Annotated in this window: 28 protein-coding genes; all 28 read left to right on the forward strand. The window is 70.4% G+C overall.

From position 1 onward, the window contains the following. Positions 1-45: 45 nt before the first annotated feature. Positions 46-303 carry a helix-turn-helix domain-containing protein gene (locus OHB04_RS41890; RefSeq protein ID WP_442814924.1) on the forward strand — a complete coding sequence of 86 codons (258 nt, stop codon included), beginning with the start codon at positions 46-48 and terminating at the stop codon, positions 301-303. After that, positions 300-623, forward strand: coding sequence for a DNA-binding protein (locus OHB04_RS22660; protein ID WP_326808147.1), 324 nt, complete (start codon positions 300-302; stop codon positions 621-623). Before OHB04_RS41890 ends, OHB04_RS22660 begins: the two co-directional genes overlap by 4 nt. A gap of 19 nt (positions 624-642) precedes the next feature. Next, positions 643-1,050, forward strand: coding sequence for a hypothetical protein (locus OHB04_RS22665; protein WP_326808148.1), 408 nt, complete (start codon positions 643-645; stop codon positions 1,048-1,050). Further along, a complete protein-coding gene (locus OHB04_RS22670) occupies positions 1,047-1,529 on the forward strand; it encodes a DUF6907 domain-containing protein (protein WP_326808149.1) in 483 nt (160 codons plus the stop codon). Before OHB04_RS22665 ends, OHB04_RS22670 begins: the two co-directional genes overlap by 4 nt. Beyond that, entirely contained in the window at positions 1,526-1,840 is a 315-nt protein-coding gene (locus tag OHB04_RS22675; protein WP_326808150.1) for a hypothetical protein, read from the forward strand. Before OHB04_RS22670 ends, OHB04_RS22675 begins: the two co-directional genes overlap by 4 nt. Then, a complete protein-coding gene (locus OHB04_RS22680) occupies positions 1,837-2,079 on the forward strand; it encodes a hypothetical protein (protein WP_326808151.1) in 243 nt (80 codons plus the stop codon). The genes OHB04_RS22675 and OHB04_RS22680 overlap by 4 nt, the downstream gene beginning before the upstream one ends. A 78-nt stretch (positions 2,080-2,157) precedes the next feature. Continuing rightward, positions 2,158-3,027, forward strand: coding sequence for a bifunctional DNA primase/polymerase (locus OHB04_RS22685; protein ID WP_326808152.1), 870 nt, complete (start codon positions 2,158-2,160; stop codon positions 3,025-3,027). Beyond that, the gene (locus OHB04_RS22690) at positions 3,024-4,235 is read left to right on the forward strand and encodes an AAA family ATPase (RefSeq protein WP_326808153.1); all 1,212 of its coding nucleotides are present in this window, start codon (positions 3,024-3,026) and stop codon (positions 4,233-4,235) included. Before OHB04_RS22685 ends, OHB04_RS22690 begins: the two co-directional genes overlap by 4 nt. A gap of 243 nt (positions 4,236-4,478) precedes the next feature. Beyond that, positions 4,479-4,922: a hypothetical protein gene (locus OHB04_RS22695; RefSeq protein ID WP_326808154.1), complete on the forward strand. Its 444-nt coding sequence runs from the start codon at positions 4,479-4,481 to the stop codon at positions 4,920-4,922. Next, entirely contained in the window at positions 4,919-5,104 is a 186-nt protein-coding gene (locus OHB04_RS22700; RefSeq protein WP_326808155.1) for a hypothetical protein, read from the forward strand. Before OHB04_RS22695 ends, OHB04_RS22700 begins: the two co-directional genes overlap by 4 nt. Continuing rightward, positions 5,101-5,742, forward strand: a complete 642-nt coding sequence (locus tag OHB04_RS22705; protein WP_326808156.1) for a hypothetical protein — start codon at positions 5,101-5,103, stop codon at positions 5,740-5,742. Before OHB04_RS22700 ends, OHB04_RS22705 begins: the two co-directional genes overlap by 4 nt. 41 nt (positions 5,743-5,783) lie before the next feature. Next, on the forward strand, positions 5,784-6,017 hold the full coding sequence (locus tag OHB04_RS22710) for a hypothetical protein (RefSeq protein ID WP_326808157.1): 234 nt from the start codon (positions 5,784-5,786) through the stop codon (positions 6,015-6,017). 98 nt (positions 6,018-6,115) lie between these two features. Then, positions 6,116-6,364, forward strand: coding sequence for a hypothetical protein (locus OHB04_RS22715; protein WP_326808158.1), 249 nt, complete (start codon positions 6,116-6,118; stop codon positions 6,362-6,364). Continuing rightward, a complete protein-coding gene (locus tag OHB04_RS22720; protein ID WP_326808159.1) occupies positions 6,364-7,389 on the forward strand; it encodes a hypothetical protein in 1,026 nt (341 codons plus the stop codon). The genes OHB04_RS22715 and OHB04_RS22720 overlap by 1 nt, the downstream gene beginning before the upstream one ends. Continuing rightward, a complete protein-coding gene (locus tag OHB04_RS22725; RefSeq protein ID WP_326808160.1) occupies positions 7,389-7,709 on the forward strand; it encodes a hypothetical protein in 321 nt (106 codons plus the stop codon). Before OHB04_RS22720 ends, OHB04_RS22725 begins: the two co-directional genes overlap by 1 nt. A 101-nt stretch (positions 7,710-7,810) precedes the next feature. Continuing rightward, on the forward strand, positions 7,811-7,969 hold the full coding sequence (locus OHB04_RS22730) for a hypothetical protein (protein WP_326808161.1): 159 nt from the start codon (positions 7,811-7,813) through the stop codon (positions 7,967-7,969). 46 nt (positions 7,970-8,015) lie between these two features. After that, complete coding sequence (locus OHB04_RS22735; protein WP_326808162.1) at positions 8,016-8,183, forward strand: hypothetical protein; 168 nt, start codon at positions 8,016-8,018, stop codon at positions 8,181-8,183. Next, a complete protein-coding gene (locus OHB04_RS22740; RefSeq protein ID WP_326808163.1) occupies positions 8,183-8,491 on the forward strand; it encodes a hypothetical protein in 309 nt (102 codons plus the stop codon). The genes OHB04_RS22735 and OHB04_RS22740 overlap by 1 nt, the downstream gene beginning before the upstream one ends. A 90-nt stretch (positions 8,492-8,581) precedes the next feature. After that, the gene (locus OHB04_RS22745) at positions 8,582-10,717 is read left to right on the forward strand and encodes an ATP-binding protein (protein WP_326808164.1); all 2,136 of its coding nucleotides are present in this window, start codon (positions 8,582-8,584) and stop codon (positions 10,715-10,717) included. 203 nt (positions 10,718-10,920) lie between these two features. Then, positions 10,921-11,124, forward strand: coding sequence for a hypothetical protein (locus OHB04_RS22750; protein ID WP_326808165.1), 204 nt, complete (start codon positions 10,921-10,923; stop codon positions 11,122-11,124). A gap of 58 nt (positions 11,125-11,182) precedes the next feature. Next, positions 11,183-11,374, forward strand: a complete 192-nt coding sequence (locus tag OHB04_RS22755; RefSeq protein ID WP_326808166.1) for a hypothetical protein — start codon at positions 11,183-11,185, stop codon at positions 11,372-11,374. Positions 11,375-11,642: 268 nt separating this feature from the next. Continuing rightward, positions 11,643-11,918 (forward strand): HNH endonuclease, encoded by a 276-nt coding sequence (locus tag OHB04_RS22760; RefSeq protein WP_326808167.1) that lies wholly within the window; start codon positions 11,643-11,645, stop codon positions 11,916-11,918. A 6-nt stretch (positions 11,919-11,924) separates the two neighbouring features. After that, on the forward strand, positions 11,925-12,362 hold the full coding sequence (locus tag OHB04_RS22765) for a hypothetical protein (RefSeq protein ID WP_326808168.1): 438 nt from the start codon (positions 11,925-11,927) through the stop codon (positions 12,360-12,362). 229 nt (positions 12,363-12,591) lie between these two features. Then, positions 12,592-12,858, forward strand: coding sequence for a hypothetical protein (locus OHB04_RS22770; RefSeq protein WP_326808169.1), 267 nt, complete (start codon positions 12,592-12,594; stop codon positions 12,856-12,858). After that, the gene (locus OHB04_RS22775; protein WP_326808170.1) at positions 12,851-14,320 is read left to right on the forward strand and encodes a terminase; all 1,470 of its coding nucleotides are present in this window, start codon (positions 12,851-12,853) and stop codon (positions 14,318-14,320) included. The genes OHB04_RS22770 and OHB04_RS22775 overlap by 8 nt, the downstream gene beginning before the upstream one ends. 11 nt (positions 14,321-14,331) lie before the next feature. Beyond that, positions 14,332-15,471 carry a phage portal protein gene (locus OHB04_RS22780; protein WP_326808171.1) on the forward strand — a complete coding sequence of 380 codons (1,140 nt, stop codon included), beginning with the start codon at positions 14,332-14,334 and terminating at the stop codon, positions 15,469-15,471. Between the two features lie 2 nt (positions 15,472-15,473). Next, the gene (locus OHB04_RS22785; protein WP_326808172.1) at positions 15,474-16,220 is read left to right on the forward strand and encodes an HK97 family phage prohead protease; all 747 of its coding nucleotides are present in this window, start codon (positions 15,474-15,476) and stop codon (positions 16,218-16,220) included. 84 nt (positions 16,221-16,304) lie between these two features. Then, the gene (locus OHB04_RS22790) at positions 16,305-17,531 is read left to right on the forward strand and encodes a phage major capsid protein (protein ID WP_326808173.1); all 1,227 of its coding nucleotides are present in this window, start codon (positions 16,305-16,307) and stop codon (positions 17,529-17,531) included. Positions 17,532-17,578: the final 47 nt, after the last annotated feature.

Genomic DNA, 17,578 nt, shown 5'->3' on the forward strand with positions numbered 1-17,578 from the left:
CCCCTCGACTTCCCAAGTGGCAAAGTAATGGCTAGGGTGCTGAGTATGGCACAAGGATCCCTTCTGCTCCTCGTAGACGTGCGCGCCGCCCTGAACAGCGGGGAAGCGCGGCGCCTTCGGGAAGCCGCGAATCTCTCCATCGGGGAGGTTGCAAAGGCGTGTGATGTCGATCAGTCCACCGTTTGGCGGTGGGAACGCGGTACTCGAACCCCTCGGGGCGAGCCTGCTGTGGCTTACGCGCGCTTCATCCAGTCCCTGCGTAGGCGCTCAGGCGCCGCTGCTGAGTCTCGGGAACCGGCGTGACTGCCCCCGCTCTCCCCATCGCCGAGATCCTCAGCTTCCCGGCCGTGGTGCCCCTGTGGCCCCACGTCGGAAGGTCGCTGGGCCTCTCTGCGTCCACCGTCTATCAGCTGGCAGCCGAGGACCGTCTGCCCTTCGAGGTCGTCACGCTCGGCCGCCGCAAGGTGTGCCGTGCCGTCGACATCCACCGCTTCCTCCATCTCATCCCCGACGAGAAAGGGGCCGCCGCCGAGGTCGAGTCGGCGACGTCCGCAGAGGAAAACGACGACGCCCCGGGGGTCGAGCCCGGGGCGCCTGTCAAGCGAAACCACTCCACCAGCTAGGTCAGAGATCGGAAACGCCATGACCACCGTAGCAACACCTTCCGAGGCGACAATGACGTCGCCGTCCCAGACCGAACAGCGCCCTACCGCTGACCTTCCGATCGCCTACAGCCTCGTCGGCACCGCTGCCCCCTGCTCGGCCCACGACTGGTGCGGCGAGACCGGTCCCCACGCCGCTCACCTCAGCACCCCCCTCGCTCTGCCCTCGCCCAAGCCTCACCCGTACTTCGGGGAGTGCGCCGCAGACGCTTACATCGCAGACGTGGACGGCGACGGCGACCTGTCCCTCGCGCTCGACGTCGGCGGCGTCATCGACGTGACCCCCGACGAGATGCGCGCCTGGACCGCCAAGGCCCGCGCCTGGCTCAACCAGCTTGACGCCCTCGCCACCCAGTTCGAGACCGTCACCACCGGGACGCAGGCATGACCGCCCTCGCGGCGCCCGCCGCCCCCGCCCGACTCACCCCCGTCGGTGCCCGCACGTGGACGATGACCCTCACAGACGGCAGCACCGCCACTGGCCCCGCCTACTCCTGGTGCGAGGAATGCCGCACCAGCAGCCACGACGAGACCGACCTCACCCCCCGCCAGCTCGGCGTGCGACTCGCCGACCTGACCCACAACGCCGTGTTCCCCGGCTTCAAGGTCACCGTCTTCGAGGACTGCCACGGCACGTACACGACCGAGCTGCTGTGCGGCCGAATTCACAGCACCCCCCACCCCGAGGACGACCGGGGCCAAGCGCCGCTCGTCGATCTCCAGGTCACCGAGACCACATGGATCGAGAACCTCGGCCCCGCCGAGCTGGCCGACGTCGCCGCCAAGCTCCGCGCCCAGGCCGACCGCCTCGACCAGGCCCACGCCCGGCTCGTCGCCGCCCGCACCGAGTGGGAGGCGCAGCTGTGACCCGTACCCCGCAGGAGACGTTCCTCTCCGACCAGAGCCACGCCGCCGCACGCGACCTCGCCACCGCCGGAACCCCGGTCATCGTTCTCGACCCCGCGACCGGCGGACAGTGCACCTGGTGCGAGTGCGACGTCACCATCGGCCACGTCGAGGGACGGTGCGCCACCCCGTGCCAGGGCACGGCCGACCTCGTCATGTGCATCTACCGCGCAGGCGGCCACGTCCGAACCGACATCGCGCTGTGCTCCGCCTGCCACCCCGACGCCATGACGTTCGTGAAGGCCGTCTTCCAGGCAGGAGGCTTCCGGTGACGGCCCGTCGTCCGGGCGAGTGGCCCGTCACCCCGCTGGACATCCGCGAGCCCGAGCCGCAGCACGAGCGTGCCACGGCCGAGCCCGCACGGGTGGCCATCGTCCTCGGCTCCGTCCGCGCACACCTGGAGACCGAGCCGACCGACAACTGCGTGCGCGCCGCCGCCCGACGCTGGGCCGCTGCCATCACCGCCGAGGCCGAGGCCGTCATCACGGCCAGACAGCAGGCCCCCGGCTGACGGGACCGCAGGGGTCCTCACCCGTGAGGACCCCTGCTCTTCGCCATCTCCGTCACGCCCAGCGAGAAGAGCACAATCGTGGTCACCGGAATCACCATCCCCCGCGAACTCCCCGCCGCCGCCCAGGCATACGCCGCCGCCGGCATCAAGGTCTTCCGCGTCCGACGCGGCAAGGCCCCCTACGCCAACTGCCCCCGCTGCGACCAGCAATCCAGCATCTACATCGACCACCGGCCCGAAGACTGCCGGTGCGGGGTGCCCACCTGTCACGGCTTCTGGGCCGCCACCACGGACCCCGACCTCGTGCGCCGCTGGTGGACGGATGAGCCGGACGCCAACATCGGCGCGCCCTGCGCCCTCAACGGCTGGGCCGTCCTCGACATCGACCCCCGCCACAACGGGGATCTCACCTTGCGCGGGCTCGAACAGTGCGTCGGTGTCCTGCCCGGCAGCGTCATGCAGATCACCGGCGGCGACGGACTCCACATCCTCTACGCCTCCCCCCGGACCACCCTGCCCGGACAGTGCGGGCCCGGCATCGACATCAAGCACAACGGCTACATCCTGCTCGCCCCCTCCCTGCACTCCTCCGGTCACCGCTACCACTGGTCCGGCGACGGCCGATTCCACCCGCCGACCACCCCTTGGCCCGCCGCACTGGCACCCCGCCCCCGCCCCGTACCGGCGCCCGTCACCGAGCTGCGCGGCGCGGGCGCCACCCGCTTCATGCCCGCCCTGGTGAAGGTCGTCCTGGAGGCGCAAGAGGGCGAGCGCAACGCCCGCCTGTACTGGGCCGCATGCCGCGCCCACGAGCACGTGCGCGCCGGACAGATCGACGAGGGCACCGCCATGAACTGCCTGCTGGACGCCGCCGAGCAGATCGGTCTGCGGCTCGTAGAGGCCCGCCAGACCCTGGCCTCTGCGCGTAACGCACGGGCGGCAGCATGACCACCGTCGCGGAGATCGCACAGCAGATCGTCACCAAGAACGGCGTGACAGATGCGGACACGCCGAACCCGGAAGAGTCACCCGCCCGTCGACTCGTCCTCGTTCCCGCTTCGAAGATCCGCATCAGGCCCGTCCGCTGGCTGTGGGACACCACCCCGCCCGACGCGCCACCAACGTCACACGGGCGTATCCCGCTGAACTCACTGTCCCTCGCAGCGGGTGGCCCCGGCCTGGGGAAGTCGCAGTTCGGCATCTGGCTGTCCGCAAAAATCACCACCGGGCAACTGCCGGGCCAGCTCTACGGCAAGCCGCACAGCGTGATCTACGCGGCGTCCGAGGACTCGTGGTCGTACACCATCGCCCCGCGCCTGCTGGCTGCGGGCGCGGACATGGAACGAGTCTTCCGCGTCGATGTGAAGGACGACGAGAAGATGCACGCCCGGCTGTCCCTGCCCGTCGACATCTCCCTGCTGGGCAAGGCCGCCGAGATGTACAGCGTGGCCCTCGTCGTCGCCGACCCGCTCCTGTCGCTGCTGGACAGCGGCATCAACGACTACCGGGCCACCGAGGTCCGCTCGGCACTGGAGCCCCTCGTAGCCGCAGCCGACCGGCACGGCTTCACCGTGCTCGGACTCGCCCACTTCACCAAAGCAGGGACCGCCGACCCCCTCAGCCGGGTCTCCGGATCCGGCGCCTTCGGCCAGCTCATCCGCGCACTGATCGCCTTCGCGAAGCGCGAGAACGACGACGGAGACGAGGAGTTCGTCATGTCCCTGGAGAAGAACAACCTCGGCAGGGTCGGACTGCCCGGCCACCTGTACGCCATCCAGCCCGTGACCGTGGAGACGGAGGAAGGGCCCGCCCACATCAGCCGCTTCGCTCTCGGCCCCGAGACATCGGCGTCGGTCCGTGACGTCATGCGAGACGAGGGCACCGTGAGCGCGGTGGACAGGGCCGAGCGCACCGAAGCCGCCGACTGGCTGGAGGACTACCTGACGTCCGCCGACACGGCTGGAGAAGCAGAGCCAAGGGACGTGCAGAACGCGGCCAACAAGGCGGGCATCACCCCGAACGCGCTGCGCGACGCGAAGAAGAAGCTCGGCGTGAAGAGCTACAAGCCCAAGGGCGTCACGAACGCCGCCTGGGTGTGGCGTCTGCCCGGCTACGCGCCTGATGTCCCGGTTGGTGACACCCCCGAAGTGGCCTAGCCCCCGTACACACTCCCCATCTTCCCCATCTTCCCTCTGACCTGCTCTTTTGCCACCCTCACCTTCCCCTCACCTTCCCCCCACCTTCGACCTTGATCCTCACCTTCGAAGAGAGATTCGAAGGTGAGGGGGTGAGGGGAAGGAGGGGGGAAGGTGAGGGCGAGGAACAGCAGGTCAAGCGGAAGATGTCGAAGGTGGGGGCCGCGCCAGTGCATACGCGCGAGAGACCTTGAGGAGATCCACATGCCTAACACCCCGTCGATCATCGCCCGCCCCACCGCCACGGGCTGGGAAGGCCGCTACGTCCACAACAACGGCCACCCCGAGACCCGCCTCCCCCTGCTCCACGCCCTCCACGACGGGCCGTTCGCCACCAGCCACGAGCGCATGACCCGCTTCCTGATCGACGACCACCCCGCCGGCTGGTCCCAGCTCGGCCACGACCCCACCACCGACACCGGCTGGATCAACCCCTGCCCGCCCATCGGCGACAACGGGTTCCGCTGCTACTGCCACGGCCAGCGCCGCGAAGAACCGTGTCTGATCACGGACATCGACGCAGAGCCCGACCTGTACGACTTCGTGTACGTCCTCCACCCGCACGGCATCCAGCTCTACGAGTCCAGCAGCACCACCTGGTGGACCGGCCCCGTCCGCGCCTGGAACATCCGGGAGCGTGCCGCGTGAACGCCTACGAGGTACTGCTCCTCGCCGACGGCGCCGCCTTCGGGGCCCTCCTCGCGTTCTTCGGGCAGAGCAGCGTCACGATGCGCGCGGCGCAGCACGCGGCGGAAGCCAGCGCCCGCAAGCTGGCCCGGCTCGAAGCCACCCGCGACTGGCGGGCCGCACTGCCCGGGGGGCAGCCGTGACCGAGTGCGGACTGTGCGAGCGCGAGGTGCCCGACGGCTACCTGTGCGAGAGCTGTGAGCGTGCCCTGCTCGACCAGTTGGTGGCGCTGCCGGGCCTGTACGACGCCCTCGGCGGGATGCTCGCGCCCGGAGGCCGGGCACCCGGCCTCACCCCGCCCGCCGGGCGCCCCGGCTCGTCCATGCCCGTCCGGGAGGACGCGCTGGACATACGCGGCCCTGGCGGCGCCGTCGCCCTGCTGGAGTCCTGGCGCAGCGCGCTGCACGACGACGCCGGATGGTCGCCCGTGCATCCGTGGGGCGACTACCGGGCCCGGCTCGCCCGCGCCTGCCGGGCCCTGCGCCTCAACATGCCGTGGATCGTGGCCAACTGGCCCGCGGCCGGGGCCATGGCCGAGGAGATCCGGGACCTGGTCCACGGCATCGAGTCCGTACTTGAGCCCCCGGACCGGGCCGAGCGCGGCACCCGGCTGGGCAACTGTCCCGCGGTGGATGACTCGGGGGTGCTGTGCGGCGCGGTGCTGCGCTGGTACCCGGGGAAGATGCTCGCGTGCGGCTGGTGCGGTACGCGGTATCCGGTGGCGACGTGGGCAGGGCTGCGGGAATGGATCGACCACGACGAGGCGGCCGAGGCATCGTGACCCTTGCGTCCACAACCCCGGGTTGCGTATGGTCGTCGGTGATGGACACCACCCCGTGGCGCGAACGAGTGCGAGCGGAGGAGGAGCTGCTGGAACAGCTCAGCCTCCAGACCGTGCACGCCGCACGACGCCGGGCCCAAGCCCTACAAGACGGCGTCGCCGAACTCGGCAGCGCGGCAGCGGTCGCCGCAGATCTGGGAGACCGCAGCCACCAGGCCGTCACCAAGGCCATCCGCAAGAACCGGGCCGCCGAGGCGGACCGGACAACCGAATAGACGAGGGGCCGAGCAGCAGCTTCCCGGTGCTGGAACACCAGGAGCGCGCGCACCGCCCGACCCCTCTACCGCACATCCTGACTACACCAGGAGACGGCATGACTGATCATGTCGCGGGCTCTCAGCAGCCCGCAAGTTCCCCGACCGAGGCGCCCCGCTGGGCCCCGCCCCTCGACGTCGCCCTGACCGGCGCCCGCGAAACCCTCGCCGACCTCGCCCGCCTCTGGCCGAACATCGGCACCGCGTCCGCACCCCTCCTCGCCGAGCACATCGGCGCCCTCGACGTATCGCTGCGCATGCTCGCCGACGCCGTCACCGTCGAGGTGTACGGGCGGGATGCCTCGTGATGGCCCGCCGTATCCGTGCCGATCGGGCGGCCTGGCGTTTCGCCCTCGCCGTCGTCTCGGGCGCTGCGCTGGCGGTCACCGGCTGGTCCCTGTACGCCGTCGCCCGCCACTACGACAGCCCTCACCCCGTCGCCGGGCTCGCCGTCGCCGTGTTCGACGGCGCCGCCTACGCCTGTCTCCATCTCGCGTCGCAGGCATCTGCGGCCGGCCGTTCCGCGTTCGGCGCCCGCCTCGCCGCGCTGGGTATCGCCGCCCTGTCGGTCTACCTCAACCGCTTCCACGCCGAGCTGATCGACGGCGGCCGACCCGCCACCGTCTTCTTCTCCACGCCTACGCTCGCGCTCCTGGTCGTGTCCGAGCTGGCCTGGGCCGGACCTCGGGCGAAGGCCCGCGCCGAGCTGGGCCGCACGCCCTACGCGCTGCCGGTGTTCGGCGGCTGGGGATGGCTGCTCGCCCCACGACGGGCCTGGGACATGGTCCGCACCCGGGCCGCCGACCACATCGAGCGCGCCGAGCCCGCACCCCGTAAGGACCGCGACGTGTCCGCTACGTCCGCGCTGCGCGACCACTTCGCGACCATGGACCCGGCCGAGGCCATCCGTATCGGGCACGGGTCACAGCCCGAGCTGGCCCCCGGTGAGTTGGCCGCGCTGCTGGGCACCTACGGCGTGCACGTGGACGCCGTGCAGGTCGCTCTCGTCCTCGGTGGGACCCCGCCGCGCATCACCGTCGAGCGGGAGCCGGACACTGTCCGGACAGGCCCGGACAGCGACGCGGAAACGGACGCGCGTATCGCCCTGGCCAGGGCGGACATGCTGTCCGGACAACGGCCGCAGACCATGACCGAGGCCGTGCGCCACCTCGTCGAGCGGGGCATCACCGAGCGCGACATCGTCGTGCCCGTCACCTGCTCCGTCCTCGGTCCGGACACGAATCCGGACAGTGTCCGCCGCACCCTGGAGCGCGAGAAGGAACGCGCCGACGCCGAGCCGGAGCCCCGCCGGGGAGAGGGCGGGTACATCTGATGGCCACCCCCGCCCGCCGCCCCGAGCAGCAGACCGTGCAGCAGATCGGTATCGACGCCGACGGCCGCCCGATCTACTCCTGGCCGCGCCAGCCCGACCCTGTACCGCAGCGCCCGCTCGCCGCCTACCCGGCCGGGACGCTCGCCGCGGTCGGCTGCGCGGCCCTGGCCTCTCTCGTTGTGGTCGCGTTCGTCCTCGTCGCGGTCCTGATCGGCCTGTCCATCGCGCTGGTGGTCCTCGCCATCGCCGTCGTGGCCCTGACGATCTGCGTCCTGGTGCTCCGCTCGATGTGGCGCGAGCACCAGCAGACCAAGGGCTGACGACCCTTCCGCGCCAACCGGCAGGTGTCGGATTCCCGACACCTCCGGCGGGCGTGGTGGGGCCGGCCAGTCCGGTCGGCCACCGACCCCAAGGAGCGCTCATGCCCGGAGAGTTCGAGGCCGAGAAGCTGCACGACGTCATCGACGCCCTCAAGGCCGGTGACCACGATGGCGCCGCGAAGGCCATGGATCACCTGCTGCTGGAGTCCGACGACCCCGACGCGGTCGCCGCCCTCATCCAGCGCGAGACCGACAACTGAGCCGCCCTGACTCAGCAAGCTGCACGACCAACCCGAAGGAGCACCCATGTCGAAGTTCCACGCCGACACGGTCGCCAAGGCCAAGGCCGCCGTCGAGTCCGGTGACTTAAAGGCCGCGGGTCGGATCCTCGCCCACGGCGTCGTCGAGTCCGACGGAAGCGCTACCGAGGCCCTGAAGGACCTGGTCGACGCGGCCAAGAAGGACAGCGAGTGATGGCCGGCCACAGCTACACCCCGTCGGAGAAGGCGAAGCGCGCCCGGCTCGTCATCAAGGGCGTGAAGAACGCCTACGGCGACACCAGCAAGGTCGAGCGGGAGATCGACACCATCGACCGCAGGGCCGCCGACCGCTGGGAGCGTGAACAGCAGGCCCTGGAGCGGCAGATCGACGACGCCCGCAACCAGGTCGCCATGGCCAAGGCCCGGCTCAAGGCTGCGACCAGCGGCGACCGCGGCACCGCCCGGCAGCAGCTCAAGGACGCCGAGCGTGCCCTGACCCGCGCGGAGCGCGCTGCCAGGTAGCTACACCCCGCGACGGCCGTCTACGGCTGCCAGGCTGCTCGGCCGTCGCGGGCCCCTGCCACCCTCGTAAGAGCACAGGAGATCACCAGCATGACCCACACCAGGGTGAACGGGACACCCCGCCCCGCGGCGCCCAGCCTCCCGGTATCACCGCCCGAGTCCGTCAGCGATAGGGCCGCGCCAGTCCACACCACCAGCGGTGGCCAGCGGGTTCGTCTGCGCCGTACCCGCGCCGCAGGACGGGCGTTGCGTACCCTCGCCACCGACGAGCGCACCGGTACCGTGCTGCGCGCCGCTGTCCGCCACTCCATGTACGTCGCCGGCGGAACCCGCATCATCACCCGCCGCACCTGGGACGGGCGCACCGTCTCCCGGTACGAGCGGATGATGCGCGCCGCCGAAGCCGCGGGGAACACCGAGCTGGCACAGGAGTGGGAAGAGCGCGCGCACCGCTTCCGCGACGGGCGTCACAAGCGGCGCATGGAACTGCTGACCGCCGCGCCCGGCATCGCCAAGTCCGCAACCGTCGCCGTCCTGGCCACCCAGGGTGGCCTGGTGCTGCTCGGCGGCGCCCTCGCTGTCGCCAACGAGGACATCCGCGACGTGCTCGCCCCGACCATGGCGGTGATCGAACTCGTCCGCTGGCTCGTCCTGATCGGCAGCGTCGTATGGGGGCCGCTGCTCATGGCCCTGCCGTGGATGGTCCTGGCCGCCCTGTGGGGTGTCGGCCGCAAGCAGCAGGCCGCCCCGAACTGGGCCCTGCCCGCCCGTCAGCAGAGCGGCGGCGCGCCCATCACCCCGTCCATCGTCGTTACCGCCCTGCGCGACCTGGGCGTGCCCGCCCTGCGCAAGGCCATCATCGCGATGGGCGACGCCGGCGCCGCCATGCTCTCCCCGATCTCGATCGCCGGGTGCGGCGTCGAGGTCGACGTCTCCCTGCCCTCCGGCTCGTCCACCGAAGAGGTCATGAACCGGCGCCGGAAGCTCGCCGAGAACCTCGGGCGGCACGAGCACGAGGTGCACGTCAGTGTCGCCCCCGCGGCCCGCACTGTGCGCCTGTGGATCGCAGATTCCGGCGCCCTCGACGAGCCCGTGCCCGCCTCCCCGCTGGTCACCGACACCGAGCTGACCGCGAACTACAAGACCGGTCGCGCCCCCTGGGGCCCGAACCTGCGCGGTGACCTGGCGGGCCTGAGCCTGTACCAGAAGCACGTGCTCATCACGGGCCTGTCCAACCAGGGCAAGACCGCCAGCTTGCGGGCGCTGGCGCTGTGGCTCGCGCTCGACCCCACGGTGGAGTTCCGTATCGGGGACCTGAAGGGCATCGGGGACTGGGGCATGTTCGCCGGTCTGGCCACCGTGCTCATCGAGGGCCCCACCGACGGTCACGTGGCCGACGTGACCGAGATGGTCGAGGACGCGTTCGACGAGATGCAGCGGCGCATCCAGGCCCCGCCGGGCACCACCTTCCATCCCATCGTCGTCATCGTGGATGAAGCCCAGGTTGCCTATGGGTGCGGCGCCAAGGACGATCGCAAGCGGCCCTACGGCGGCGCCACGGGTACCTCCCGCTACTTCCAGGCGGTCAAGGGCATCCACGACCAGGGGCGGGCCGTCAACGTCACCATCTGGGAAGGCACCCAGGACCCCACCAACGAGAACCTGCCCAAGCGCTCCCGCGAGGGCAACCACATCCGCGCCTCGCTCGTGCTGGGCACCAAGTCACAGGCAGAGATGGCGCTCGGGGACAACGCCGTCGAGGCCGGTGCCGCACCGCACAAGCTGCGCCAGGGCCTGGACAAGGGACAGGTCGTCGTCGCCGGCGCCGGGCTCCAGCTCGCCCCAGGGCAGGTCGCGATGAACGTGCGCACCCACTTCATCGACGACGACGACGCCAAGGCCGTCGCCGACCGGGCCAAGGCCCGCCGCAGCGACGTCCACACCAAAGCCAGGGTCGAAGCCGCCGAACGGCCCGACCACCTGGCCGACATCGCTCTCGTCCTCGGCGACGCGGACCGCATGCGCACCGAGGAGGTGCGCCAGCGCCTCGCCGAGCACAACCCCGGCGAGTACCGCGAGTGGACCGCCTCCGACCTGCGCGCCGTCCTGGACGCAGTCCAAGCACCGCCGTACAAGTCCGACGGACGCATGGTCGTCTCCCGGCACAGCGTCCAAGAAGCCCTCGATGCACGCGAAAGCGAACAAGCGAACCCGGAAAACGAGTAAGGGAGGCGCCAGGGAGGCAGGGAGTTCTCCCTCACAGCCTCCCTTCACCCTCCCTCGGGGTGTGATCAGCGCGTATGTCGATCACAGGGAGGCAGGGAGGCGGGCCCCGACCGGTGCGCTTCTCGTTTCCAGCAGTGCCCGCACACCCATACGACGCTTCCCTCCCTACCGATCAACCAATCACTGAGAGGACACTCACCCCCATGACTGAGCCGTTCGAGATGGACGACGGGTTGGACATCACCGAGCCGTTCTACGACGACGAGCCCGACGCTTACCGGGACACGCTGCTGGGCGTGCGCGTGCCCGGATGGGACGAGAAGCCATCGGACATCATGCGACGCGAGATGGACCGCCGAGAGGCCGCCGGCCTCCCGGCGGTGCCCGAGATGCACTGGGAGGACTGAGCAGCGCGCCCGTTGGTCCCTCCGGCCGCCCGGAGGACCAACGGCGCATCATGGAGCCATGCAGCCCGCCCCTGTCCTCGTGGATATCTACACCGCCGCCCAGCTCACCGGCATCAAGCCCGGCACCCTCCGCGTGCGGCTCCACCGCGGCGCCCTCACCCGCCACGGTCACGACCGCCAGGGCCGCGACCTCATCGACTTCAACGAGCTGTGCGAAGCGCCCAACGAGCGGCCCCAGCAGGCCGCTTGACCGACGCCGTGACCTGCTGTAACACTCCTGGCAGATCGCCATGCCCGAAACCGGGCGATACAGACGCTGAAGGCCCCGCCACCGTGCGGGGCCTTCGTCATGCTCGGGCAGCTCCAGCGCCCTCACGCTGTCGAGCGCTCGACGGCCGCCGCCCTGCTTGGTAGGGCCAGGGCGGCGGCCACCCCAACGCCGTGCAGGGCGGGACGATCCAGAGAGCAATGGGGTGCTGCTTGGCCCCGCCCTGCGCGGACCAACCCGGAGGACCGTCATGCCCGGCAACCCGAGGAACGGACGGCCGTACCGCCGCCTCGTCGACGCGCAGCGCCGCCTCGGCCTGCCCTGCTGGATCTGCGGCCACAACATCGGCTACCAGCTCGACGCCCGACACCCGCTCAGCTTCACCCTCGACCACCTCGTACCCCTCAGCCGCGGCGGCTCGCTGCTCGACCCCGCCAATGCCCGCAGCGCACACCGACGGTGCAACAGCGCACGCGGCAACCGCACCACCGCGCAGCCACCCGCACGTGCTTCCCGAAGGTGGTGACGCATCGTGCTGTTCGTTGTCACCGGCCCTCCGGCCGCAGGCAAGAGCAGTTGGATCGAGGCGCACGCCAAGGCCGAGGACATCGTCATCGACCTGGACCGCATCACCTTCGCCCTCACCGGGCCCGGCGCACCCGCCTGGTCCCAGCACCCGCTGCACCTGCGCGTCGCACACCGCGCCCGCTACGCAGCCATCGACGAGGCATGCCAGCACCTCGGCAAGCTCGACGTCTACCTGATCCACAGCATGCCCACCGCCAAGCACCGAGCGAGGTACAAGCGACTCGACGCACGCATCATCACCGTCGACCCGGGGCGCGACATCGTCATGCAACGCATCAAGGCCATGCGCTCACCCGCCATGGAACGGGTCGCCTCCCGCTGGTACAACCAGCGCCGCGCCCAGCCTCGCGCGGCCATGCCCCAGTCCTCCCGCACCTGGTGACGGGCATCGGCACACACCGTCACCCGCCTGCCCCTCGACGCCGAGGCGATCACGATCAACGAACCGGCCACGCCAGTTTTTGAGGACAGGACCGGGCGACCCAAACGCCCTTGTCGCCCGATTTTTTACACGGGGCCTGTACTCGCTGATGCGCCGGTACGGCGTTCTCGTGTCTTAGTGGCCCTGCACTCTCCGTGATCTGACTCGCTGTGACGACTTGGGGGTGATCATGGCGACGAACGTTGAGGCGACCCGCGCCGAGATCGATCACCTTCGGGTCGGCGACTCCGCCCCTGGCCTGGCACAACTGGCGCTGACGCTGGCCGCATTGATGGATGAGAAGGGCGGGGCGACAGCGAAGGCGAACGCGGGCCGCGAGCTACGCGCCGTGATCGAGAGCCTGCGGAAGCTGGCGCCGGTGGAGGAGCAGGACGACGGGGTCGATCAGCTCTCGCAGAAGCGGGAGGCGCGTCGTGTCCGTGCTCGCCGTGCCTGAGCCGGAAGGTGCGCAGACTCCGCGCCTGTTCACGGCGCCGCAATCCTTCTTGTCCTCGGCCGGGCAGGAGGCCGTCGAGCTGGCGGCGATGGCCGGGCTGGAGCTGTTCCCGTGGCAGCAGCACGTCTTGGACGTCGGTATGCGGGAGCGGCCTGACGGGAACTGGTCGGCGTTCGAGGTCGCGGTGAACGTGCCGAGGCAGAACGGCAAGGGCGGCATCATCGAGGCCCGTGAGTTGGCCGGCCTGTTTCTGCTGGGCGAGCGGTTGATCATTCACAGTGCGCACGAGTTCAAGACGTCGCGGGTCGCGTTCCAGCGTGTGCAGTCTCTCATCCTTGGGTGCCCTGACCTGCGCAAACGCGTGAAGCGTGTTCTCAACAACACCACGGAGACGTCGATCACGCTGGTGACGGGGCAGGCGCTCCAGTTCATCGCCCGCTCAGGCGGCTCAGGCCGAGGCTGGACTGGTGACTGCAACATCCTCGACGAGGCGATGATCCTCGGCGACGACGCGATGGGCGCGCTGATGCCGACCATGTCGGCGGTGGAGAACCCGCAGATCTGGTACCTCGGGTCGGCGGGGATCGGCTCTCCGTCGGTGCAACTGGCCCGGTTGCGGCAACGCTGTCAGGGGGCTGTGGAGTCCGGGGAGCCGGACCCGTCGATGGCGTACTTCGAGTGGTCGGTCGACCCGCACGCGGACGAGTGTGCCCCCGACTGCACGGACCACGATGACGCCGATGACCCGGCGGCCTGGGCAAGGGCGAACCCGTCGCTGGGCTACCTGATCACGCCGGAGTTCGTGCGCAACGAGCGTGCGTCGTTGGGCAACGGCGGCATCTTCGAGCGTGAGCGCCTCGGTGTGGGCGACTACCCCTCGGATACGGCGGACACCTGGCAGGTCATCGGAGAGGACGCGTGGCGGCCCCTTGGGGCTGCTGAGAGCGAGCCGAGCGAGCCTGTGTGCTTCGCCATCGACGCGACCCCCGAGCGCAGTCACGCGGCTATTTGCGTGGCCGGGGAGTGGCGGGGTGGTACGCACGTCGAGGTGGTCGAGCACCGGCCCGGCCTGGGCTGGGTGGTGGAGCGGGCGGCTGAGCTGCACGAGCGGCACCGCCCGCGCTGCTGGGTGGTGGACGCCGGTGGTCCGGCAGGCTCGCTGATAGCGGAGCTTGCCGAGCGCCTCGGGGTGGAGATCGTGCAGCCGAAGGTGCGTGAGATCGCGGCAGCGTGCGGCCAGTTCTATGACGCGGTGGCCGAGCAGACCATCAGCCACCTCGACCAGGCGCCGCTCGCCGCCGCGCTGGCGGGTGCGCAGAAGCGACCGCTGGGTGACGCGTGGGCGTGGGCCCGGCGCCTGGTGTCCGTGGACATCTCCCCGCTGGTGGGCGTGACGCTCGCGAAGTGGGGCCTGGGCGCCGAGGTCGAAGAGGCCGGCGACATTCTCGACAGCGTGTGGTGAGGGGTGACCTGGTGAAGTGGTGGCCGTTTCGCCGCAAGGAACAGCGTTCGATCACGTATCAGGATGTGTGGGGCTCGGGCGGCGACACGGTTGTGCTGACGGGCGGCGGGCAGGAGCGGGCGCTGCGGCTGGCCCCGGTGTACGCGGCGACGCGGCTGCTGTCGGACTCGGTCGCCTCGATGCCGCTGAAGTCCTACCAGAACACGGCCGGGCAGCTGCGCCCGATCACGTCCCCGCAGGTCTTCCTGCGCCCCTCTGCGACGGGCACGCGGTATGACTGGCTGCACCGGTGCATGACGTCGCTGACGCTGCGCGGCAACGCCTACGGGCTGGTCGTGGGCTGGGACGCGGCGGGCTGGCCGGATCAGGTCGAGTGGCTGCACCCGGACGACGTCCACATCGAGGACAACCTCGCGCCCGTGCCGGTCTGGTACTTCAAGGGCCGGCGCCTGGAGCCGGGGCAGCTCTTCCACATCCCGGCCTACACGCTGCCGGGGCAGATCCTGGGGCTGTCGCCGATCGCGTACTTCGCGACGACGACGGACACGGGCCTGCTGGCCCAGCAGTTCGGGCGGGACTGGTTCGCCAACGGCTCGACTCCGGCGGCCGTCCTGGAGACGGACAAGGCCGTCGAGCGGGACGCGGCGTCTGTGCTCAAGGCCCGGTTCAAGGAGGCCGCGAGCGGGCGCGACGTGGCGGTGCTGGGGCTGGGCGTGAAGTACCGGCCGATCTCCGTACCAGCGAATGAGTCGCAGTTCCTGGAGACCATCAAGGCGTCGGCGAACCAGATCGCCGCGGTCTACGGAGTACCGCCGGAGAAGATCGGCGGCGAGACCGGCGGATCGCTGACCTACGCCACGGTCGAGCAGAACAGCATCGACCTGCTCACCTGGACGCTGCGCCCGTGGCTGGCCCGCCTGGAGGAGGCCCTGAGCTTGCTGCGGCCCCCGGTCGAGGAGGTGCGGTTCAATGCCGACGCGATGCTGCGCACCGACACCCTCACCCGCTACCAGACCCACCGCATCGCCCGCATCATCGGCCTGAACAACATCGACGAGCTGCGGCAGATGGAAGACCTGGAGCCCCTGCCCAATGGGGCGGGCACCGACTACGCGCCGCTACTCAAGGCGCCCCGCGACGAAAGCGAGTAGACGTGAACGGTGAGAGTGAGCGCCGGTTCACCCGCGGCCTCGTGGAGGTCCGGGCGGCCGGCGAGAGTGTGCGGACGATCGGCGGGTACGCGGCGAAGTTCAACACCCTGTCCCGGAACCTGGGCGGCTTCGTAGAGCGCATCGACCCGGGGTTCTTCGCCAAGTCCGAAGGGGACGGCTGGCCGGAGGCGATGGCCCGCTACAACCACGACGACAACATGCTGCTGGGCACCACCGGGGCGGGCACGCTGCGGCTGGCCACGGACGGCACCGGCCTGGACTACAGCGTGGATGTACCGGCCGCGCGGGGGGACGTGTACGAGCTGGTCCAGCGCGGCGACGTCCAGCGCTCCAGCTTCGCGTTCTACACCTTTGAGGACGACTGGGCGATGACCGAGCAGGGGTTCCCGGTACGCACGCTGCTGTCCGGGCAGCTGGTGGACGTGGCCCCGGTCAACACCCCCGCCTACCTGGACACCTCCAGCGGGTTGCGGTCGCTGGCCGAGCGCGCCGGCGCGGAACTGGCCGAGGTCCGCTCGGCCGCCGAGGCCGGGCACTTGGAGAAGTTCGTCGAGCAGCCGAAGAACCCCGTCGTCGTCGACGTGCACATGGACGCGAGCGTCGTGGGCCGCGAGGTCCAGCGCACGCTCATGGCCCTTAAGACTTCGCCGCGCGGGCAGGGCGACACCCACCCGCGGCTGGCGATCCGGCAGCGGCGCGCCGCGTTGATGCAGCGCCGCACCTTCTGAGGCAGGGCGACACCCACCTCACCCACCCATCCCTGACACCCCGGCGCCGCCGTGGGTGTCGTCGTCATGCCCAGGAGGACACGCATGTCCAGCCACATCAAGGCGCTCCAGGAGCGGCGCGCCAACATCTGGGAGCAGGCCAAGGCCCTGCTCGACGCAGCCGAGGCACGCGGTGAGGATCTGACCGCCGAGGAAGAGGCGACCTATCAGACCCTGAACACGGACCTCGACAACATCGACGCCCGCGCCAAGCAACTCGTCGAGGCCGAGGCGCGCAACAAGGACGCCCTCGCCGCGTTCGAGACACTGCTCGCCAAGCCGGAGACCGTCACCCGCACCGCCCCCGAGGCGACCGGGCGCGACAGCGAGGTCCGGCGCTGGGCGCGAGGGGAGGCGCGCGACTTCACCCTGGAGAAGCCGCAGAACGTCAACTTCCGCGACCTGGTCAAGGGCACCGCCACAGCGGGCGGCAACACCGTGCCGACCACGTTCTACGGGCAGCTGATGGCGCACCTGATCGAGGTGTCCGGCGTGATGATGGCCGGCCCTACGGTGCTGAACACCACCTCGGGCGAGACCATCGACGTGCCCGTCACGACCGCGCATTCCTCGGCGGCGCTGACGGCCGAGGGCGTTGCGCTGACGGAGTCGGACCCGGCGTTCGCCAAGCGCTCCCTGAGCGCCTACAAGTACGGGGTCCTGCTCCAGGCGTCGAGTGAGCTGCTGACTGACACCGGGGTGGACCTGGAGGGCTACCTATCCATGCAGGCCGGGCGGGCGCTGGGCAACGCGTTCGGCGCGCACGCCATCACCGGGTCCGGCACCAACCAGCCCACGGGCATCGTCACCTCCGCCTCGACCGGCAAGACCGGCGGCACCGGAGTGACGGGCGCGTTCACCGCAGACGACCTGATCGACCTGTTCTACAGCGTGATCGCCCCGTACCGGAACAGCACCTCGTGCGGGTGGCTGATGCGGGACGCGTCGCTGGGCGCCGCGCGCAAGCTGAAGGACTCCCAGGGCCAGTACCTGTGGCAGCCCTCCATCCAGCTCGGCGTGCCGGACATGCTGCTGGGCAAGCCGGTGTACACCGACCCGTACATGGCGGCCATCGCTACGAGCGCGAAGTCCGTGGCGTTCGGCGACTTCTCGCAGTACTTCGTGCGCATGGCGGGCGGGGTGCGCTTCGAGCGCTCGGACGACTACGCGTTCAACACCGACCTGACCACCTACCGGGCGATCATCCGCGCGGACGGTCTGACCGTCGACCAGACCGGCGCGATCAAGGTGTTCGCCGGCGGCGCAAGCTGACCCGAGGGCGGGGGCCATCCGTGGCCCCCGCCTCCCTGCTGACGAGA

It is taken from the genome of Streptomyces sp. NBC_01775 (assembly GCF_035917675.1).
In the GTDB taxonomy this organism is placed as follows: domain Bacteria; phylum Actinomycetota; class Actinomycetes; order Streptomycetales; family Streptomycetaceae; genus Streptomyces.

Excerpts from the sequence above, each read along its gene's own strand:
- OHB04_RS41890 (WP_442814924.1), top strand. The coding sequence starts at position 46 with ATGGCACAAGGATCCCTTCTGCTCCTCGTAGACGTGCGCGCCGCCCTG.
- OHB04_RS22665 (WP_326808148.1), top strand. The coding sequence starts at position 643 with ATGACCACCGTAGCAACACCTTCCGAGGCGACAATGACGTCGCCGTCC.
- OHB04_RS22670 (WP_326808149.1), top strand. The coding sequence starts at position 1,047 with ATGACCGCCCTCGCGGCGCCCGCCGCCCCCGCCCGACTCACCCCCGTC.
- OHB04_RS22690 (WP_326808153.1), top strand. The coding sequence starts at position 3,024 with ATGACCACCGTCGCGGAGATCGCACAGCAGATCGTCACCAAGAACGGC.
- OHB04_RS22695 (WP_326808154.1), top strand. The coding sequence starts at position 4,479 with ATGCCTAACACCCCGTCGATCATCGCCCGCCCCACCGCCACGGGCTGG.
- OHB04_RS22710 (WP_326808157.1), top strand. The coding sequence starts at position 5,784 with ATGGACACCACCCCGTGGCGCGAACGAGTGCGAGCGGAGGAGGAGCTG.
- OHB04_RS22715 (WP_326808158.1), top strand. The coding sequence starts at position 6,116 with ATGACTGATCATGTCGCGGGCTCTCAGCAGCCCGCAAGTTCCCCGACC.
- OHB04_RS22720 (WP_326808159.1), top strand. The coding sequence starts at position 6,364 with ATGGCCCGCCGTATCCGTGCCGATCGGGCGGCCTGGCGTTTCGCCCTC.
- OHB04_RS22725 (WP_326808160.1), top strand. The coding sequence starts at position 7,389 with ATGGCCACCCCCGCCCGCCGCCCCGAGCAGCAGACCGTGCAGCAGATC.
- OHB04_RS22730 (WP_326808161.1), top strand. The coding sequence starts at position 7,811 with ATGCCCGGAGAGTTCGAGGCCGAGAAGCTGCACGACGTCATCGACGCC.
- OHB04_RS22735 (WP_326808162.1), top strand. The coding sequence starts at position 8,016 with ATGTCGAAGTTCCACGCCGACACGGTCGCCAAGGCCAAGGCCGCCGTC.
- OHB04_RS22740 (WP_326808163.1), top strand. The coding sequence starts at position 8,183 with ATGGCCGGCCACAGCTACACCCCGTCGGAGAAGGCGAAGCGCGCCCGG.
- OHB04_RS22745 (WP_326808164.1), top strand. The coding sequence starts at position 8,582 with ATGACCCACACCAGGGTGAACGGGACACCCCGCCCCGCGGCGCCCAGC.
- OHB04_RS22750 (WP_326808165.1), top strand. The coding sequence starts at position 10,921 with ATGACTGAGCCGTTCGAGATGGACGACGGGTTGGACATCACCGAGCCG.
- OHB04_RS22755 (WP_326808166.1), top strand. The coding sequence starts at position 11,183 with ATGCAGCCCGCCCCTGTCCTCGTGGATATCTACACCGCCGCCCAGCTC.
- OHB04_RS22760 (WP_326808167.1), top strand. The coding sequence starts at position 11,643 with ATGCCCGGCAACCCGAGGAACGGACGGCCGTACCGCCGCCTCGTCGAC.
- OHB04_RS22770 (WP_326808169.1), top strand. The coding sequence starts at position 12,592 with ATGGCGACGAACGTTGAGGCGACCCGCGCCGAGATCGATCACCTTCGG.
- OHB04_RS22790 (WP_326808173.1), top strand. The coding sequence starts at position 16,305 with ATGTCCAGCCACATCAAGGCGCTCCAGGAGCGGCGCGCCAACATCTGG.